The organism is Actinomycetota bacterium, assembly GCA_030684515.1.
GTDB lineage: Bacteria > Actinomycetota > Actinomycetes > S36-B12 > S36-B12 > UBA11398.
Map to the genome: position 1 here is coordinate 119,737 of JAUXVJ010000031.1, position 15,421 is coordinate 135,157.

The 15,421-nt window shown below is 61.1% G+C and carries 14 protein-coding genes; 8 read left to right on the forward strand and 6 right to left on the reverse strand.

Features of this window, described 5'->3' with window-relative positions; all coding sequences use genetic code 11:
- Positions 1-15: 15 nt before the first annotated feature.
- Genes Q8M73_12990 through Q8M73_13000 form a run of 3 tightly spaced genes read right to left on the reverse strand, consistent with a single transcriptional unit; the run spans position 16 to position 1,918 of the window.
- A complete protein-coding gene (locus Q8M73_12990) occupies positions 16-1,104 on the reverse strand; it encodes an HtaA domain-containing protein (GenBank protein MDP2289464.1) in 1,089 nt (362 codons plus the stop codon).
- Complete coding sequence (locus Q8M73_12995) at positions 1,101-1,415, reverse strand: DUF2470 domain-containing protein (GenBank protein ID MDP2289465.1); 315 nt, start codon at positions 1,413-1,415, stop codon at positions 1,101-1,103. Before Q8M73_12995 ends, Q8M73_12990 begins: the two co-directional genes overlap by 4 nt.
- On the reverse strand, positions 1,412-1,918 hold the full coding sequence (locus tag Q8M73_13000; GenBank protein MDP2289466.1) for a hypothetical protein: 507 nt from the start codon (positions 1,916-1,918) through the stop codon (positions 1,412-1,414). Before Q8M73_13000 ends, Q8M73_12995 begins: the two co-directional genes overlap by 4 nt.
- A gap of 110 nt (positions 1,919-2,028) precedes the next feature.
- Here Q8M73_13000 and Q8M73_13005 point away from each other — a divergent pair, with 110 nt between their 5' ends.
- From Q8M73_13005 to Q8M73_13020, 4 genes are read left to right on the forward strand one after another with little or no spacing between them, the layout of a single operon-like run.
- Positions 2,029-2,652 carry a biliverdin-producing heme oxygenase gene (locus Q8M73_13005; protein MDP2289467.1) on the forward strand — a complete coding sequence of 208 codons (624 nt, stop codon included), beginning with the start codon at positions 2,029-2,031 and terminating at the stop codon, positions 2,650-2,652.
- A complete protein-coding gene (locus Q8M73_13010; GenBank protein MDP2289468.1) occupies positions 2,649-3,641 on the forward strand; it encodes an ABC transporter substrate-binding protein in 993 nt (330 codons plus the stop codon). The genes Q8M73_13005 and Q8M73_13010 overlap by 4 nt, the downstream gene beginning before the upstream one ends.
- Entirely contained in the window at positions 3,638-4,693 is a 1,056-nt protein-coding gene (locus tag Q8M73_13015; protein MDP2289469.1) for an iron ABC transporter permease, read from the forward strand. The genes Q8M73_13010 and Q8M73_13015 overlap by 4 nt, the downstream gene beginning before the upstream one ends.
- Complete coding sequence (locus Q8M73_13020) at positions 4,690-5,466, forward strand: heme ABC transporter ATP-binding protein (protein ID MDP2289470.1); 777 nt, start codon at positions 4,690-4,692, stop codon at positions 5,464-5,466. The genes Q8M73_13015 and Q8M73_13020 overlap by 4 nt, the downstream gene beginning before the upstream one ends.
- On the opposite strand, the gene Q8M73_13025 is transcribed toward Q8M73_13020, so the two are convergent.
- Positions 5,467-6,537 (reverse strand): CoA transferase, encoded by a 1,071-nt coding sequence (locus Q8M73_13025; GenBank protein MDP2289471.1) that lies wholly within the window; start codon positions 6,535-6,537, stop codon positions 5,467-5,469.
- A 145-nt stretch (positions 6,538-6,682) separates the two neighbouring features.
- Here Q8M73_13025 and Q8M73_13030 point away from each other — a divergent pair, with 145 nt between their 5' ends.
- Together Q8M73_13030 and Q8M73_13035 are read left to right on the forward strand one after the other, a co-directional pair.
- Positions 6,683-7,372 (forward strand): ComEA family DNA-binding protein, encoded by a 690-nt coding sequence (locus Q8M73_13030; GenBank protein MDP2289472.1) that lies wholly within the window; start codon positions 6,683-6,685, stop codon positions 7,370-7,372.
- Positions 7,369-9,726, forward strand: a complete 2,358-nt coding sequence (locus Q8M73_13035) for a DNA internalization-related competence protein ComEC/Rec2 (protein MDP2289473.1) — start codon at positions 7,369-7,371, stop codon at positions 9,724-9,726. The genes Q8M73_13030 and Q8M73_13035 overlap by 4 nt, the downstream gene beginning before the upstream one ends.
- A 10-nt stretch (positions 9,727-9,736) precedes the next feature.
- Here the strand turns inward: Q8M73_13035 and Q8M73_13040 are convergent, their stop codons facing one another.
- Positions 9,737-10,939, reverse strand: coding sequence for an acetate kinase (locus Q8M73_13040; GenBank protein MDP2289474.1), 1,203 nt, complete (start codon positions 10,937-10,939; stop codon positions 9,737-9,739).
- On the reverse strand, positions 10,932-13,349 hold the full coding sequence (locus tag Q8M73_13045; protein MDP2289475.1) for a phosphoketolase family protein: 2,418 nt from the start codon (positions 13,347-13,349) through the stop codon (positions 10,932-10,934). The genes Q8M73_13040 and Q8M73_13045 overlap by 8 nt, the downstream gene beginning before the upstream one ends.
- Before the next feature lie 196 nt (positions 13,350-13,545).
- Here Q8M73_13045 and Q8M73_13050 point away from each other — a divergent pair, with 196 nt between their 5' ends.
- The gene (locus tag Q8M73_13050; GenBank protein MDP2289476.1) at positions 13,546-14,547 is read left to right on the forward strand and encodes a DNA polymerase III subunit delta; all 1,002 of its coding nucleotides are present in this window, start codon (positions 13,546-13,548) and stop codon (positions 14,545-14,547) included.
- A gap of 77 nt (positions 14,548-14,624) precedes the next feature.
- Positions 14,625-15,380, forward strand: coding sequence for an SDR family NAD(P)-dependent oxidoreductase (locus Q8M73_13055; GenBank protein ID MDP2289477.1), 756 nt, complete (start codon positions 14,625-14,627; stop codon positions 15,378-15,380).
- The last annotated feature ends 41 nt before the right edge of the window (positions 15,381-15,421 follow it).

Genomic DNA, 15,421 nt, shown 5'->3' on the forward strand with positions numbered 1-15,421 from the left:
TTCAACTTCCTTGCGCTACTTGGCGAACTTCACCTGCGTGAATGCATCCCAATTGGTAATCGCGTGAGTGTGCGCAGCCCATGAGTTCACGCCCACGACCTGCTTTGCGCCATTGACCACAGTGCCGGACTCTGTCTTGTACAGGCCTGTGACCTTCAGCGATGAGACGAAGCGACCCAGCGCGTCTGGCCCGGATGACACGTAATTGCTCGCGCCGTATCCACCGATGGCCTTGTAGCCGTTAGGCGTTGTGGCGGCATTGGGTCCGAAGGCAAGGTACAGACCCTGAACGGCCGGGTTCGCCTTGCTCGGATCAAATCCGACACCAACGACGTTCAACGTCGTCACGGTCTTGGCATTCTTCACAGCCATTGGTCGCACGATGAGTGTTGGCTTCCACACTCGCTCGTACTGCACAGTGACCGGGCTCGGGGCCTTGGTCAGGTTGGAACCGGTCGTGCCGGTGGCCCAGAAGAATCCCTTGAGCGCATCGGGCACCACGCTCATGAATGACGGGGCGAACTGCTTGCCGTCCACAGGCGCGGGCACGGCGGGCACGCCTACGCCATCCCATGGGGGAGTCACGATGAAGCTGGTCGATGGCGTGACCTTGGGCAAGCTCACCACGATGACGTCGTTGGCAGTCGTGGGAGTTGCGGTCGGTGAAGTCTTGAAGCTGGCATCTGCCGCCAACGATCCGGAACCTTGTGCATCAACGGTGATGACGGGATCCGTCAACGTCACTGAGAAGCCGCCTTGGTTGGTATTGCCGATCGTTGCACTGCCTGTGTAGGCGATGGAAAGAGCGCCGGTCAATTGATCGATAGTGCCGGTGCCGCCCGTGAACTTGAAGCCATCAGCGGCCTTGGTGACATTGCCCGACACCGATTGTGCTTGGGTCAGACTGCCGCAGGCAGTGAATGCGCAGTCGCTGATCTTCCAAGTAAGGGAGGCATTCGATACTGCAGCACTGTTGGCGGTTGCGGTCTTGGCGTCAACTGCCTGCGCCGCGGGCACGCTCAATGCAGCGAGCGGTGTCACTAGCGCGGTCGCCAGAAGTGCAGCGCCCATGGTTCGCTTGCTGTGTGTGATGGTGCTCTTCAATGTGCTTCTCCTTGGTTGATGTGTTCGCCGGTCGACGGATGTGCGAGGTCGTGATAGAGCTCAACGACTTGAAGGCGGATGTCCGCTCGGGCAGCGAGTGGTCGAATCCACGCGATGCGCAGTGAGACGTTGATGTCGTCACCTGTCACTGCTGAGATGCGCAGAGAATGCGCATCCAGTCCTGAGCAGTGGGCGGAGACGATGTTGTCGGCAACGGCCTGCGCCATCGCGAGAGTCTCGGCGGCATGGTCCTGATTCATGTGAGCGCAGACGGCCGCAACGACGTCGTCAGTGATCCAACCGTCGCTCATCCGAAAGTCACCGGGATGAAGACATCTTGAGATCGGTCTTGGCTGCGACGGTGGTCTGCGCGAGCAGCGATGCCGCACCTCGTGACTCGGCAGTCAATTTCACCGATCATCGAGGTGACAGTGATCGGCACGGCGAAAGTGCCGCCCTTGCCGAATGGTGTGGTCATGCTCTTTCCATATGAGGGTGGATTCGAGGAGATCCAGACCGCGCTCGACACGGATTCACTGCCCGGCGCTCCGCCGCAGGGGGTGGGGGCGAGGCCTGGCTTTGGTGCGACGCAGAAGGCGACGTAGATGCCTTTGCTCGTATCGAATCCGCTGCCGCGAACCTTGACCGCCTGACCGGATTTCACCTTCGTCGTGGCACTGACGGTCATTGACGGGCTCTTCCTGGGAGCCGCGGTGGCCGCGAGTGCAGGGAGGCTCGCGCTGGCGACCAAGGTCGCAGCCAGGAGCGTGGTCGTGACAACTGCGGCTGTTCGGGGGTGGCTACCGGCGCTCATTGCATCCCTTCTAAGGTAAGGCTTGCCTAATAAGTGATCATAAGGCTAGCCTCACCTAACCATCGCTTGTCAAGTCCTGACTTTCGAGCACCCAGCCAAGGAGAAGACGCATGACTCCCATTTCGACCCTCATTCGCGAGCAGTCACGTGAGGTCCACGAGGAGGCCGAAAGCAGTTCACTGATGACGGCAATTGCCACCGGTCAGGTCAGTATTGGCGAATATGCAGCGCTGCTTGGCCAGCTGCGCTGGGTATATGAAGCCCTTGATGCAGGTGCCGAACTTCGCCGTGAGATGCCCGAGTTCAGCACCGTGTTCGATGCTCGACTTGATCGTCGCGAGTCGATCGCACGTGACTTGTTGGCGCTCGGCGTGCAGGAGGATCCCCCAACTGCAGCCACCAGGGCGTATGCGAATCGAATAGCAGAAGTCGCGCAGTCATGGCCCCTTGGTCTGCTCGCACACCACTACACGCGCTACATGGGTGATCTCTCTGGCGGTCGCATCCTGGGTTCGGCACTGCGCGCGAATCTGGCTCTCACGCCAGAACAAGGCTTGGCCTTCTACGAATTCGACATCGACTCGATTCCGGCGTTCAAGAAGAGTTATCGATCTGCCATGGACGCTCTGCCGTTGACCTCTCAGCAAAAGGATGCGTTCGTGCAGGAGGTGATGCGGGCTTTCTCGTTCAACTCGGCGATGTTTGCCAGCATCGAATTCCGGCCCACGACATGAGAGCTCCCCGACAGTTGGTGATAGGCCTCGGTGCAGTGCTTCTGCTCGCTGGATGCACTGGTGCCAATGCTGCGATGCAGGCGCCGAGTCCTGGTCAGCCCATCGTCGCGACCGCCGGACCCATCCCCTACCTGGAAGTCGACACCAGCTCCGTGCTGCCTGTCACCGTCACAGATGCCACCGGCGCCAGGGTCACCGTCACAGATCTATCTCGCATTGTCTCGCTCAGCGGGGGAGTCACCGAACTTCTGTTCGCCATGGGTCTTCACGGCAACGTTGTCGGGCGCGATGTGACGTCGGACTTTGCCGGTACTGAAAATATCCCGCTTGTCTCTCAAGGACATGATGTGAGTGCGGAAGGTGTGCTCGCTTTGAATCCAACTCTCATCCTGGCCGACACTCAGTCAGGTCCGCCAGAAGCCATTGCCGCGCTGCGTGCAGTTGGCGTGCCGGTTGTCATCCTTCCTGAAGTCTGGTCAATCGCCGAGGCGATCCCGCGCGCCCAGTTGCTGACCACCGCTCTTGGCATGCCCAGTGCACTTCCTGTGCTCTCCCAAGCGCTCGGGGGCAGGACGTCCACTCTCGATCAGCCACTGACGGTTGCCTTCCTGTACCTGCGTGGTACGGCAGCTGTGTATCTGATGGGTGGCAAAGGCAGTGGTGCTGATTCACTCATCCAGGCCATCGGTGGCGTCGATGCCGGCACCAAGGCCGGCTTCGCAGCCTTCACGCCACTCACCCCCGAGGCACTTGTTGCCAGTGCACCAGATGTGATCCTGGTGATGGAGAAGGGCTTGACTTCGGTCGGCGGGATTGACGGGCTGCTCAAGTTGCCTGGAGTCGCGCAGACACCGGCCGGCAGGAACACACGAGTGGTGTCTGTTCCTGATGGTGAACTGCTGAGCTTTGGGCCGCGCACCACAGGGATGCTCGACGGAATCGTTGCCCAGCTCAACGCAATGGTGGCGGCATCACCGGCAGCATCATGACAACGACCGCGATTGCTGAACCGCAGATCCAGGTTCACCACAAAAGTCGCTGGGTGATTCCAATGCTTGCCGTTGCATTGGGGCTGGCAATTGTCACGTCGGGCCTGCTTGGGGCACTCCCGATTCCGCTGGCTGAATTCCTGCCTTCGCTGTTCGGCAAAGGAACCTCGACTTCGGGCCAGTTGCAGCATGAAGTCCTGTGGCAGATCAGATTGCCGCGGGTGGCCTTGGCCATCCTGATTGGTGCCTGCTTGGCGACCGCGGGGGTGATCATGCAGGGGGTGTTCGCCAATCCACTTGCCGAGCCTGGCCTGGTCGGTGTCTCCTCGGGTGCGGCAGTCGGTGCGGTGGCGGCGATTGTTCTTGGCGCAACGGCAATTGGCTTCTGGGTGCTGCCACTTGCGGCCTTTGTTGGCGGCTTGCTCGTTACCGCCGCTGTGTACTTTCTGGCGCGCTTCCAAGGGCGATCCGAGGTGCTGACCTTGTTGCTCACCGGTATTGCGGTGAACGCTATGGCCGGAGCGATCATCGGTCTGCTGATGAGTGTTTCGGACGATGCACAATTGCGCAGCATCACCTTCTGGAATCTTGGCAGTCTTTCGGCAGCCACCTGGACCGCAGTGCTGACGGTGTTGCCGGTCGCCGTCTTGGGCGCGTTGGCGATTCCCATTCTTGCTCGACCTTTGGATCTCCTGTCGCTTGGTGAGCGCAACGCTCAATTCCTTGGACTCAACGTCAATCGGAATCGGCAATTGGCCATCATCGTCACCGCTCTGCTGACTGCTGCCGCTGTTGCAGTGGCCGGCATCATCGCCTTTGTCGGGCTGGTGATTCCGCATGCAATGCGACTCGTGGTCGGCCCAAGTCACATGCGCTTGCTGATTTCATCCGCGTTGGCCGGCTCCTTGCTGATCGTGGTGGCAGATCTGATCTCGCGCACGGTCGCGGCGCCGCGCGAGATCCCACTCGGCGTGATCACCGGGCTGATCGGAGCGCCCGCGTTCTTCTACCTGCTGCGGCGTGAACATGGGCGCCGAGGTGCATGGGCATGACACCGCTGCTGGAAGTTCGCGATCTGGTCGTCAAACGGGGTCCACGCACAGTGATCAGCGAAGTGAGTCTCAGTGTTGCTGCACGAGAGGTGGTGGTCGTCATCGGTCCAAATGGGGCTGGCAAGTCATCACTCATCTCGGCCATCACTGGTGATCTGGAACCGACTGCCGGGTGCGTGTGCCTTGGCGACACCAGCATCCTGGAGCTGACTCTGCGCGAGCAGGCGCGACTGCGGGCAGTGCTCACCCAGCAATCAGCAGTGGCCTTCGGATTCACCGTGCGTGAAGTCGTGTCGATGGCACGCGAGCCCTGGCGCAATGCCGTCAGTCAGTCAGATGATGCCCGAGTCATCAGCGAGGCTTTGCACTCATCCGATGTCACGCATCTGGCTGTTCGCCCAGTTCAGGCGCTCTCGGGGGGTGAGCAGGCGCGGGTGGCCATTGCGCGCACGATGGCACAGACCACGCCCTTGCTGATCTTGGATGAGCCGACTGCAGCCTTGGATGTGAAGCACCAGCTCATGGTGATGCGAGGTCTTCGCGTGCACGCGGACGCGGGTGGCGGCGCACTCGTGGTGCTGCACGATCTCACCCTCGCAAGTCAGATCGCTGATCGCATTGTCATCCTCAAGGACGGGACGCTGGTTGCCGTTGGAGCCCCCAGTGAAGTGCTGACGACTGAGACTTTGGCCTGTGTGTACGAGGCCGATTTCCTCGTTCACGAGATTCCGGGGCGGGCCCTTGCCGTGATCCCTCGAATGGAACTGAGGTGATCAGGAGAATGGATTCTCGCCCAGCTCGGGCGGCGATCCTGGCGCCAGTGCAGGGTGCACCCGATATCTGATGGGGTGTCCTAGCGTCAGGTAGCCATCGGGGCCGATGGTGAGCGTGCCCCGCTCACGGAAATGCGGATGCTCAAGCATCTGCTGCCGAGTCAGCACAGGGGCGATGGGCACAGAAGCTCGACGAAGTTGATCCAGAAGTTCCAGGCAATTGTGTTGGGCAATGGTTTCAGCGATATTCGCAGCCAAGGTCTGGCTTTGGGCGCTGCGCTCAGCCATGGTCAAGCCGATGTGATCATCAAGGCCGAGCTCGCGACACAGCGCGTCCCAGAAATGGTCTTCGCTGTAGATGCCAAGAACAATCCACTGATCATCTGCCGTGCGGAAGGTTCCCATCCCGGGGCTGCCACCTTGTCCGTCGTGCGCTTGCAGGCCCGGACGTCGCGCATCCACGGCGCCTAGGGGCGCGACCCACGAGGCCATCAGATCTGTCATGGAGACATCAATGTGCTCTCCAACGCCTGTGCGCCGCGCGCAAAGAACAGCCGCGAGGATGGCGAATGCGGCTGCCATCCCGGAGCCTTGATCGCCGACGAGCACTCCCGGGGCAATCGGCGATTGGCCCGTCCGCACAGTCATCGCACCCGCGTACGCCTGATAGTTCTGCTCGTGGCCTGTTTCGGCGGCGAGCGGCCCGCTTTGACCAAAGCCAGAGATCGAGCACAGCACAATGGCGGGATTCACAGCCTGGAGTTGCTCGAAGCTCACCCCTAAGCGCGCCGCGACACCCGGTCGGTAGCCCTCAAGCACGACTTCGGCGCTGGCTACCAACTCCATCAGTCGCGCACGGTCCTCGTCCTTTTTCAGATTCAGCACCACGCTTGCCTTGCGGCCGTTGAAATTGATGTGGCGATCCAGTACCGCTCTTTCGCGTTCACCCCCTGGCGGCTCGATCTTGGTCACCTCAGCGCCCAGGTCCGCCATCAGCTGTGTCGCATAGTGACCGGGCTGCCAAAGCGAAAGATCCAGGACGCGCAAGCCTTCCAAAAGCTGATCGGTCACTGCTCCTCCTTGAGGTTGGGGCCAAGGTATCTCGTCCATCACTGAACACTGCCGCGCTATGCACCATCACTGCATTCGCCTGACTTCGTCCACATCGAGCCTGGTGCAGTGGTCCGCATTCGCCAGCGCTTCCTAGTTTTCCGTTGTGCCTTCCGTTCCACCTGCCATCCATGAGCGTCTTGAGCGACTTGCTCAGCAATGGCAGCCAGCGCGCACCTCCGAAGCCCCACTGCAACTCCCGTCCAGCTCGGCCGAGGATCCACGCCTGCCAGGCTTGGATCGGCGTTCTTGGCGCGTTCTGCTGCTGCTTGCCTCAATGGCATTTCTGCTTGTCGGCTGGATGTGGTGGCAGGGCAGGACGCAGTCCGTCGCGCCGATCGCTGATCACGTGGTCTCCAAGTCCACGGCAATAGCCACGGCAGCGCCGGGCGACTCCGCGCTGCTTGTGCATGTGATTGGCGCGGTCCGCAAGCCGGGTGTGGTGCGCCTGTCGACGGGCAGTCGGGTAGCTGATGCATTGAAGGCGGCGGGTGGAACGGTCTCGCCCAAGGCCGAAAGTTCAGTCAACCTGGCTCGGCTGGTCGTGGATGGTGAGCAGATTCAAGTGAACGCCTCTGGCGCGCTGGCCAGCGGATCCACGGCTGGCAAGGTCAGTCTGAATTCGGGAACCCTTCAACAGTTCGAAGCGCTGCCGGGAGTTGGCCCGGTGCTGGCCCAACGCATTCTGGACTACCGCACTGAGTACGGCCCCTTCCGGACTGTGGATCAACTCGACGAGGTGTCGGGTATCGGCACAGCTCTCCTGGGGCAACTGCGTGCACACGTGCAGATGTGAGTGTGTCGCGACTTCTGATTCCGGCCGTCTGCCTCTGGCTCTCAGCACTTGCGTGTGAGCTCCTCGTAACTTCACGCGAATTTGATGGTGAGCAGTTCGCGCGCTTGTCCTTGGCACTTGCACTGCTCACTCTCACCTTGGCCGCATTCGCAGGATGGCGCTTTCGCACCTGGAGGTCGTCACGCATCCTTGCTGTGGTGGTAGGCGCGGCTATCGGCGTGTTGGCCGCCGCAATCCACCTCCTCCCGATGCTCGCCGATCCGCTCAAGACTCTGGCCGTGGAGAACAGCCCTGTTGTCGTGACAGGGATCGTCGAAAGCCAAGGGCGTCTGCTTGTTTCGGAGCGTTCACGGATTTGGCAACTCGAGCCGGAGTACTCATTCCAACTCGCGTCTTCGACGTTGAGCGCGGGTGGACGCTCATGGCAGGTCGAGCTGCCAATGCAGGTCATCAGTCGTCAGTTGCCACCATCGATCGGCTCGCACGTGCGTCTGCGAGGGGTGATTGCACCGGGAGAGTTGCCGGCATTCGCCGGATTCATTCGGGCACAGGGTCAGATTGACGTTGTCAGTGGTCCGGGTTTGGTTGACCACGTTGCCAACACACTGCGTTCGGGTCTGCTCTCGTCAGTCAGCAGTCGTCCCGCTGATGCCGCGTCGCTCGTGGCAGGACTGGCCATTGGAGACCAATCGCTGCAAACTCCCGAACTCGGGCAGGCGATGCGAACAGCAGGCCTGTCACATCTCACAGCAGTCTCGGGCGGGAATGTCGCGGTGATCATCGCGCTGGTCATGGCCTTGGCGCGATGGTGTCGATTGCGACTGAGCCTTCAAGTGCTGTCCTGCCTTGTTGCGTTGGCTTGGTTCGTGGTGCTGGTGCGTCCCCAGCCAAGTGTGCTGCGGGCCTCGGTGATGGGCGCCGTTGTGCTTGTTGGACTGCTCACAGGTGGACAGCGCCGCGGCACAGGAGTGTTGGCGAGCTGCATAGCACTGCTCATTGTGATCGCGCCGGAACTGGCAGTCTCGTGGGCTTTCGCACTCTCAGTTGCCGCCACCGGCGGATTAATCCTGTGGTCGCCGCTGATGCTGCGGTGGCTCCAGGCCCGCCTGCCCTCTTGGCCGCCGCCACTGCTTGAGGGACTTGCAGTCACGCTGACGGCACAGCTTGCAACCGTGCCGATCATCATTGCGATGGGGAGCACTGTTGGCCTCGCAGGAATCCCCGCAAACCTGCTCGCCATGCCGGTAGTGCCCATCATCACGGTGCTCGGACTGGTGACTGCGGCTCTGGGCGCTCTCGTGCCACCGCTGGCGGTGCTCATCGGATTGATCGCCTCATGGTTCGCATCGTGGATCGCCAGCGTCGCCTTCGCTATGGCTGCGCTGCCGTTTGCAACAGTCCCGTGGCCATCGGGCTTGCTCGGTGCTGCGCTCGCAATCGGCCTTCTCGGAGCAGCTGGGCTCGCGCGATCGTTCATGCGCCGGCAGTTTCCGCGCGGCAGTCCACGGAGCTTGCGTTTTGGACTCATCGCTGTGGGCCTTGCGCTCGCCTTGCTCGTTCCTTGGCTGGTATCTCCACGCGGTTGGCCAATGGACCATTGGGTCTTTGTCGCGTGTGATGTCGGCCAAGGCGATGCGCTCGTGGTTCGCACGGGCCAGCACTCGGCAATGTTGATTGACACCGGACTCGATGGTCGCGATGTCGATCGCTGCCTGCAGCGATTGGGCGTCACCACCTTGGATGTCGTTCTGCTGACGCACTTTCATGCCGATCACGTGGGCGGGCTCAGTGGTGCGGTGCGTAGCAGGGCAGTTGGAGCCGCGTTCGCGACGCCTACCAAGGATCCACGAGACCAGGCTCGGTTGGTCGCGCGCGAACTGGCCGATCGCGGGGTCACCCTGAAGGACGTGCACCCCGGCGACACTCACCAAGTCGGGTCGGTGTCGTGGCAGGTGCTGTGGCCCAGCAGAGTCATCAGTGCAGGCTCGATCCCGAACAACGCAAGCGTGGTTGTGCTCGTCGTTGTGGATGGCCTTCGCATACTGCTTCCCGGCGATATCGAGCCAGAAGCGCAATCCGCCTTGATGGCGCAGCACCCCGGCATGGCTGCCGATATCGCCAAACTCCCGCATCACGGCAGCCGCTTCCAGCATCCGGATTTCGCCGAGTGGACCGGGGCCAGGTTGGCCGTGGTCAGTGCCGGGCTGGGCAATGACTACGGCCACCCGGCTGCCTCTGCTATCGAGCAATGGCAGAAATCAGGAGCAGAGGTGTGGCGGACAGATCTGCAAGGCTCGATCGCGGTGTCCAAGGATGCCGAGGGCAATTTGGGTGTTGTGGCCTTCAAACGCTAGGTGTCGATGCTCAATCGACGAGGGCCGAGGCATCTCTGGCGATGAGGAGCTCCTCGTCGGTGGGTACCACCAGCACGGATGTGGATCCAGGGATGCTGATCCGTCCGCTGCCGTTGATGCCGTGGTTCATGTTTGCCAAAGCATCCTCTGCAACACCCATGACCTTGAGGTGATGCATGATCTTGCTGCGGACGATTGGCGAGTGCTCACCTATTCCGCCAGTGAACACGACTGCGTCCACGCGATCCAGCGCAGCCGCCATCGCGCACACCGACTTCGCTGCTCGATAGGCGAATACATCCAACGCGAGCAAGGCATCAGCAGAACCAGTTTCCGCAGCTTCCACGACTTGTCGCATGTCCTGGCTGATTCCTGATAGACCTAACAGACCGCTGGCATTGGTGAGTTCAGAAGTGACGCCGTCGAGGTCCAAGCCAAGGCGATGACCGATAAACGCCAGTGACCCGGGGTCGATATCTCCGCTTCTCGTCCCCATCACCAGACCTTCTAAGGGCGTCATGCCCATGCTTGTATCGACTGATATGCCTTCTCGAATTGCGCAGGCACTGCAGCCATTGCCAAGGTGGACAGTCACCACGTGCAGTTCCTGCAAATCCCGCCCGAGCAACAGCGCGGCCCTGGTCGCGACATAGCTGTGGCTGATGCCGTGAAAACCGAACTTGCGCAGGCCATGGTCATGGAACCAAGCACGCGGTACTGCATAGCGGTATGCCCGCGGAGGGAGAGTGCGGTGGAAAGCTGTGTCGAACACTGCAACGTCGGAGATACCGGGCAATTGCGCTCGCGTGGCATGGATACCTGCAAGGGCTCCCGCGATGTGGAGGGGAGCAAGGTCGGCAACTTCGGCGATTCCCGCCAGCACCGCATCGTCGATTCGGACCGACTCGGTGAAGCGGCCGCCTCCATGCACAATGCGATGACCGATCACGCTGATTGTGCCCCGCTCGGACTCGGACATCGCGTGGATCATGGCTTCAATGACTTGCATGTGCCCGGCTTGGCTGGGCACACTCACGCTGGCTGACTCCTTGTCGCGCTTCAGTTGGATGGACACCTCTGGAGCACCCACACGGGCCGCAAGCCCCTCAACGGTTCTCGTGCCCGTCACAGGGTCGAGCAAGGCGAATTTGACCGAGGAGCTGCCGCTGTTGAATGCAAGGACAAGCGGATCCGCCGTAGACAATTCAGCCACCTGTTGCTCGGTGTGCCAGTGACCAGTCCTCGATATCCGGCATGTCCTGAAGATGCTCCACGACATACTGCGAGTGCTCGGCGAGCTTCTGTTCGCACCAAGCCTTCAGATCGCTACTACCGGACGGTGTCCTTCGAGCGTTGTTAAGCGCGTCCATGACGAGGTGGTATCGCGAGACGCGATTGCGCACGACCATGTCAAATGGTGTGGTGGTGGTGCCTTCCTCAATGAATCCGCGCACCCGGAAGCGGTCTGCGTCGGGGCGTCCGTGGACAAGTTGGTGGATCGCACCGGGATAGCCGTGGAACGCGAAAATGACATTCACGTCGTCTGTGAACAGCTCCTCGAACAGCGTCTCATCCATCCCATGCGGATGGTCCCGCACTCGGGTGAGCGTCATGAGGTCCACGACATTGACCACGCGTGTTCGCAGGTGTGGGATGTGCTCGCGGAGAATGTCGGCGGCAGCAATCGTCTCCATCGTCACGACATCGCCAGCGCAAGCCAGAACGATGTCGGGATCGTCAAAGCCATCGTCTGTACCAGCCCAATCCCACACGCCGGCTCCGCGCGTGCAGTGTTCGATGGCCTCGTCCATGGTGAGCCATTGCAACTGCGGTTGCTTGTCGATCACGACCAGATTGACGTAGTCACGAGAACGCATGCAGTGATCAGCAACTGAGAGCAAAGTGTTGGCATCCGGAGGTAGATAGATGCGGCCGATGTTGCCGCGTGACGTCAGGACGTTCTGGATTAGGCCAGGGCCTTGGTGGCTGAAGCCGTTGTGGTCGTTTCGCCACGCTGTCGATGTCAAGAGGATGTTCAGACTGGGAACCGGTGCTCGCCAAGGGAGGTGTTGAGCCTCCTGCAGCCACTTGCTGTGCTGAATCGTTTGTGAGGCGGACACCATTGCGAAGGCTTCGTAGGTTGCAAACCATCCGTGACGACCTGTCAGGGTGTACCCCTCAAGCCAGCCATGGCAGTTGTGCTCAGATAGGACTTCCATGACCCGGCCGTTGCGCGAAAGCGCGACATCCTCTGGGATGACGCGCTCGGCAAAGGCGCGGTCGCTCGCCTCAAAGACGGCGCCCAGCCGGTTGCTGTTGGTCTCGTCAGGGCAGAAGAGCCGAAACCTGTCGCTGTTGCCGCGGTAGATATCCCGCATGAGTTCGCCCAACTTGCGCGTGGACTCCGCCCGGATCGTCGCAGGGTTGGGCACATCTATCGCGTAGTCGCGGAAGTCCGGCATCTCCAGATCGCGCGTGAGTATGCCTCCGTTTGCATGCGGGCTCGCACTCATGCGCAGGTCGCCATCGGGGTTGGCTCGCAGCACGAGCTCGGAGGGTGCTCCGTGTTCGTCGAACAGCTCCTCAGGCCGGTAGGACCTCATCCATGACTCGAGAATCTCCAGATGCTCCGGATTGTTCTTGACTCCCGACAGCGGCACCTGATGAGCGCGCCAAGTGCCGAGCATCTGGATACCGTCGACCTTGTCCGGCCCCGTCCAGCCCTTTGGGCTGCGAAGGATGATCATTGGCCAGCGTGGCCGAGTCCAGTCCCAGTCGCCGCCTCGGGCCGAAGCCTGGATGGATCGGATACTTGACCACGCCTGAGCAAGGGCGGCAGCGAAGCGGTTGTGCATGCCTGGCAGATCTGAGCCTTCGACCTCGATGACCTCGTAGCCGTGCCCTTGCATCAGGGATCGCACCTCGGCAGGGTCCTTGCGAGCAAGCACAGTCGGCCCGGCTATTTTCGCGCCATTCATGTGCAGGATTGGCAGCACCGCCCCGTCTCGCTCCGGGTTGAGGAATGAGATCCCCTTCCAAGAGCCCTCCAGTGGGCCTGTCTCTGCTTCCCCGTCACCGACCACGGCCAATGTGATGAGATCAGGGTTGTCCATGACCGAGCCGAAGGCATGAACAAGGACGTACCCCAGTTCGCCACCCTCATGGATTGAACCTGGAGTGGTTACGGAGACGTGACTGGGGATGCCGCCCGGAGCTGAGAATTGACGGAAGAGCCGGCGCATCCCCTCGATGTCTTGACTGACCTCGGGGAATCGCTCTGTGTAGCTGCCCTCCAAGTAGCTGGCGGCGACAAGTGCTGGCCCTCCATGCCCGGGACCGGTCAGGTAGATCATCTCCTGGGCCGTGGCCTTAATCAGTCGAGAAGCGTGCGCATATATGAATGAAAGGCCAGGGCTTGTTCCCCAGTGTCCAAGGAGGCGAGGCTTGATGTCCTCGTCGCTCAAGGATTCGCTGAGCAAGGGGTTTGCCAACAAGTAGATCTGACCGACAGTCAGGTAGTTGTTGGCGCGCCACCACGCGTCGAGTGAGTCGAGTTCCTCCTGCGTGGGTTCTGCCAGGCGCTGTACGAGCCTTTGATCAGGATAAAGCGCCTGACTTGTCATGTTGCCTCCTGAATTGTGATGGGCAATAGATCGGAGACTACTGGCGCCTGGACCGCTGTCTGCTTGACGAATTCGATATTGACCTGCTGACAACTCAATGTTCACCCATTGGTTCACGTGCGAATGTGATTCGCAGTGGACTGCTCTCATACCGGAGAGGGGTTGGGGTGTACCCGCATGGGATGCTGGCAACATCATGGCCAAGAGCGTCGTCCAACGGATCACCATCGCCTACGGCAACGAACCCTTGCTCGTTGACCGAGTGGTGCGCGACACCCTTGCGCAGTTGCGAGCGGTCGAAGGCGATTTGCAGGTGAGCACGATCGCGGCAAACGGCGAGGATGCGGCCAGCATGCTTCGCGAAGCCTCGTCGCCCAATCTCTTCGGCGACAGCACTGCCGTGGTGGTTACTGGCGTCGATCAGGCCACTGATGATGTCGATGCTGCTCTGCGCGAGTTTGCGCGTTCGACTCCAGATCACGCTTGGTTGGTGCTCACGCATCCTGGCGGAGTCAAGGGCAAGAACCTGCTCGACGAATTGAAGAAGGCCGGCGCCGAGCAGCTTGTCTGCGCTCAGCTCAAGGGCCGCGAACTGCGTGGATATCTCGCCAAGGATGTGGCGTCGTACAAGCGGGTGATGACCGACGACGCGATGAGCGCCCTCATTGATGCAGTCGGACAGGATCTTCGGCTGCTCATTGGAGCGATCTCGCAACTCGTTGCCGACATTGAAGCCGATCCGATCGGCCGCGACGAAGTCAGCGAGTATTTCGCCGGCATCACCGGCGTCACCGGCTTCGCGGTGTCCGATGCAGTGTGGGAGCGACGGCCCGCCGACGCCCTGCGTTCATTGCGTTGGGCCATGCGTGACTCGGGTGACCTGTCAGTTCCGATGGTGATGGCAATGGCGGCTGGCTTGCGCTCGATCGTGCGCGTTGCTGCGGCTGGCCCAGGCGCATCTGACGTGGAGGCCGCGCGCGAGGCTGGTGTGCCGCCGTGGAAGGTCAAAGCCCTTCGCCATCAATGGTCGGCATGGAGCGGAGATCAACGAAGACTGGCTGCTGCTGCCGTTGCGCTCAGCGATGCCGATGGCGCAGCAAAGGGCGGAGTCGGAGAGGGCACCAGCCTTGACCCTGAGCAGAAGATGCTGGCACTTGAGCGATTGGTCCTGCTCACGTCCTCGCGCGATCCTTCCTGACAATCTGCTCCCATTGACGGGTCGTGGCCTCTAGGGTCACGATGCGGGCGGTCGCGACAGTAGTGACAGGAGTTGGAATGTTTGACCTCACTGGGCGCACTGCTTTCATCACCGGAGCCGGACAGGGTCTGGGTGCGCAAATCGCTCGCACGCTCTCAAGCCAAGGCGCCGCCGTGATTCTCAATGACCTGTTTGCCGAACGCGCGGATGCCGTTGCCGAAGAACTGAGGGCGGCAGGAGGCAGGGCAACGACGGCAATCGCAGATATCTCTGACTTGGAAGCCCTGCGCGCGGCCAAGGATGATGCTGAGTCAGCGATCGGCAGCGGCGTCGACATTCTGGTGAACAACGCTGGCATCCCCGCGGGCGGAATGACCTTGGAGAGGTTCCTGGATACCGATCCGGCAACTTGGCATCGTCAGGTGGATCTCAACGGCTATGGCACCTTCAACACCTGCTACGTGATGCTCCCGGGCATGATCGAGCGGGGCTGGGGACGTGTCATCACTATCGTCTCCGAAGGCGGTCGCATCGGTGATCCTGGAGTCGCGGTGTACGGCGCTGCGAAGGCAATGGGCATGGCCTTCATGAAGTCCTTGGCCAATGAGTACAGCCGGTTCGGCGTCAACTGCAATTCGATTTCACTGGGCACTTTTGGAGCACCTGGAGCATTCAGTGAAGAGGCGCAGGCCAAGATGGCCCGCAATTACGCCACCAAGCGCCTTGGCACCTGGACCGACATCGCTCCGGCGGTGTTGTGGCTGGCCTCAGAGGAGGCCGGCTGGGTCACGGGTCAGACCATCCCGGTCAATGGCGGTTACGCCACCAGCTGAGTTGTGGACATGCGAAAGCCCCCATCCACGGATGGGGGCTT

Coding starts and splice junctions, on each gene's coding strand:
- Q8M73_12995 (MDP2289465.1), bottom strand. CDS start 1,415: ATGAGCGACGGTTGGATCACTGACGACGTCGTTGCGGCCGTCTGCGCT.
- Q8M73_13000 (MDP2289466.1), bottom strand. CDS start 1,918: ATGAGCGCCGGTAGCCACCCCCGAACAGCCGCAGTTGTCACGACCACG.
- Q8M73_13005 (MDP2289467.1), top strand. CDS start 2,029: ATGACTCCCATTTCGACCCTCATTCGCGAGCAGTCACGTGAGGTCCAC.
- Q8M73_13010 (MDP2289468.1), top strand. CDS start 2,649: ATGAGAGCTCCCCGACAGTTGGTGATAGGCCTCGGTGCAGTGCTTCTG.
- Q8M73_13015 (MDP2289469.1), top strand. CDS start 3,638: ATGACAACGACCGCGATTGCTGAACCGCAGATCCAGGTTCACCACAAA.
- Q8M73_13020 (MDP2289470.1), top strand. CDS start 4,690: ATGACACCGCTGCTGGAAGTTCGCGATCTGGTCGTCAAACGGGGTCCA.
- Q8M73_13045 (MDP2289475.1), bottom strand. CDS start 13,349: ATGACAAGTCAGGCGCTTTATCCTGATCAAAGGCTCGTACAGCGCCTG.
- Q8M73_13050 (MDP2289476.1), top strand. CDS start 13,546: ATGGCCAAGAGCGTCGTCCAACGGATCACCATCGCCTACGGCAACGAA.
- Q8M73_13055 (MDP2289477.1), top strand. CDS start 14,625: ATGTTTGACCTCACTGGGCGCACTGCTTTCATCACCGGAGCCGGACAG.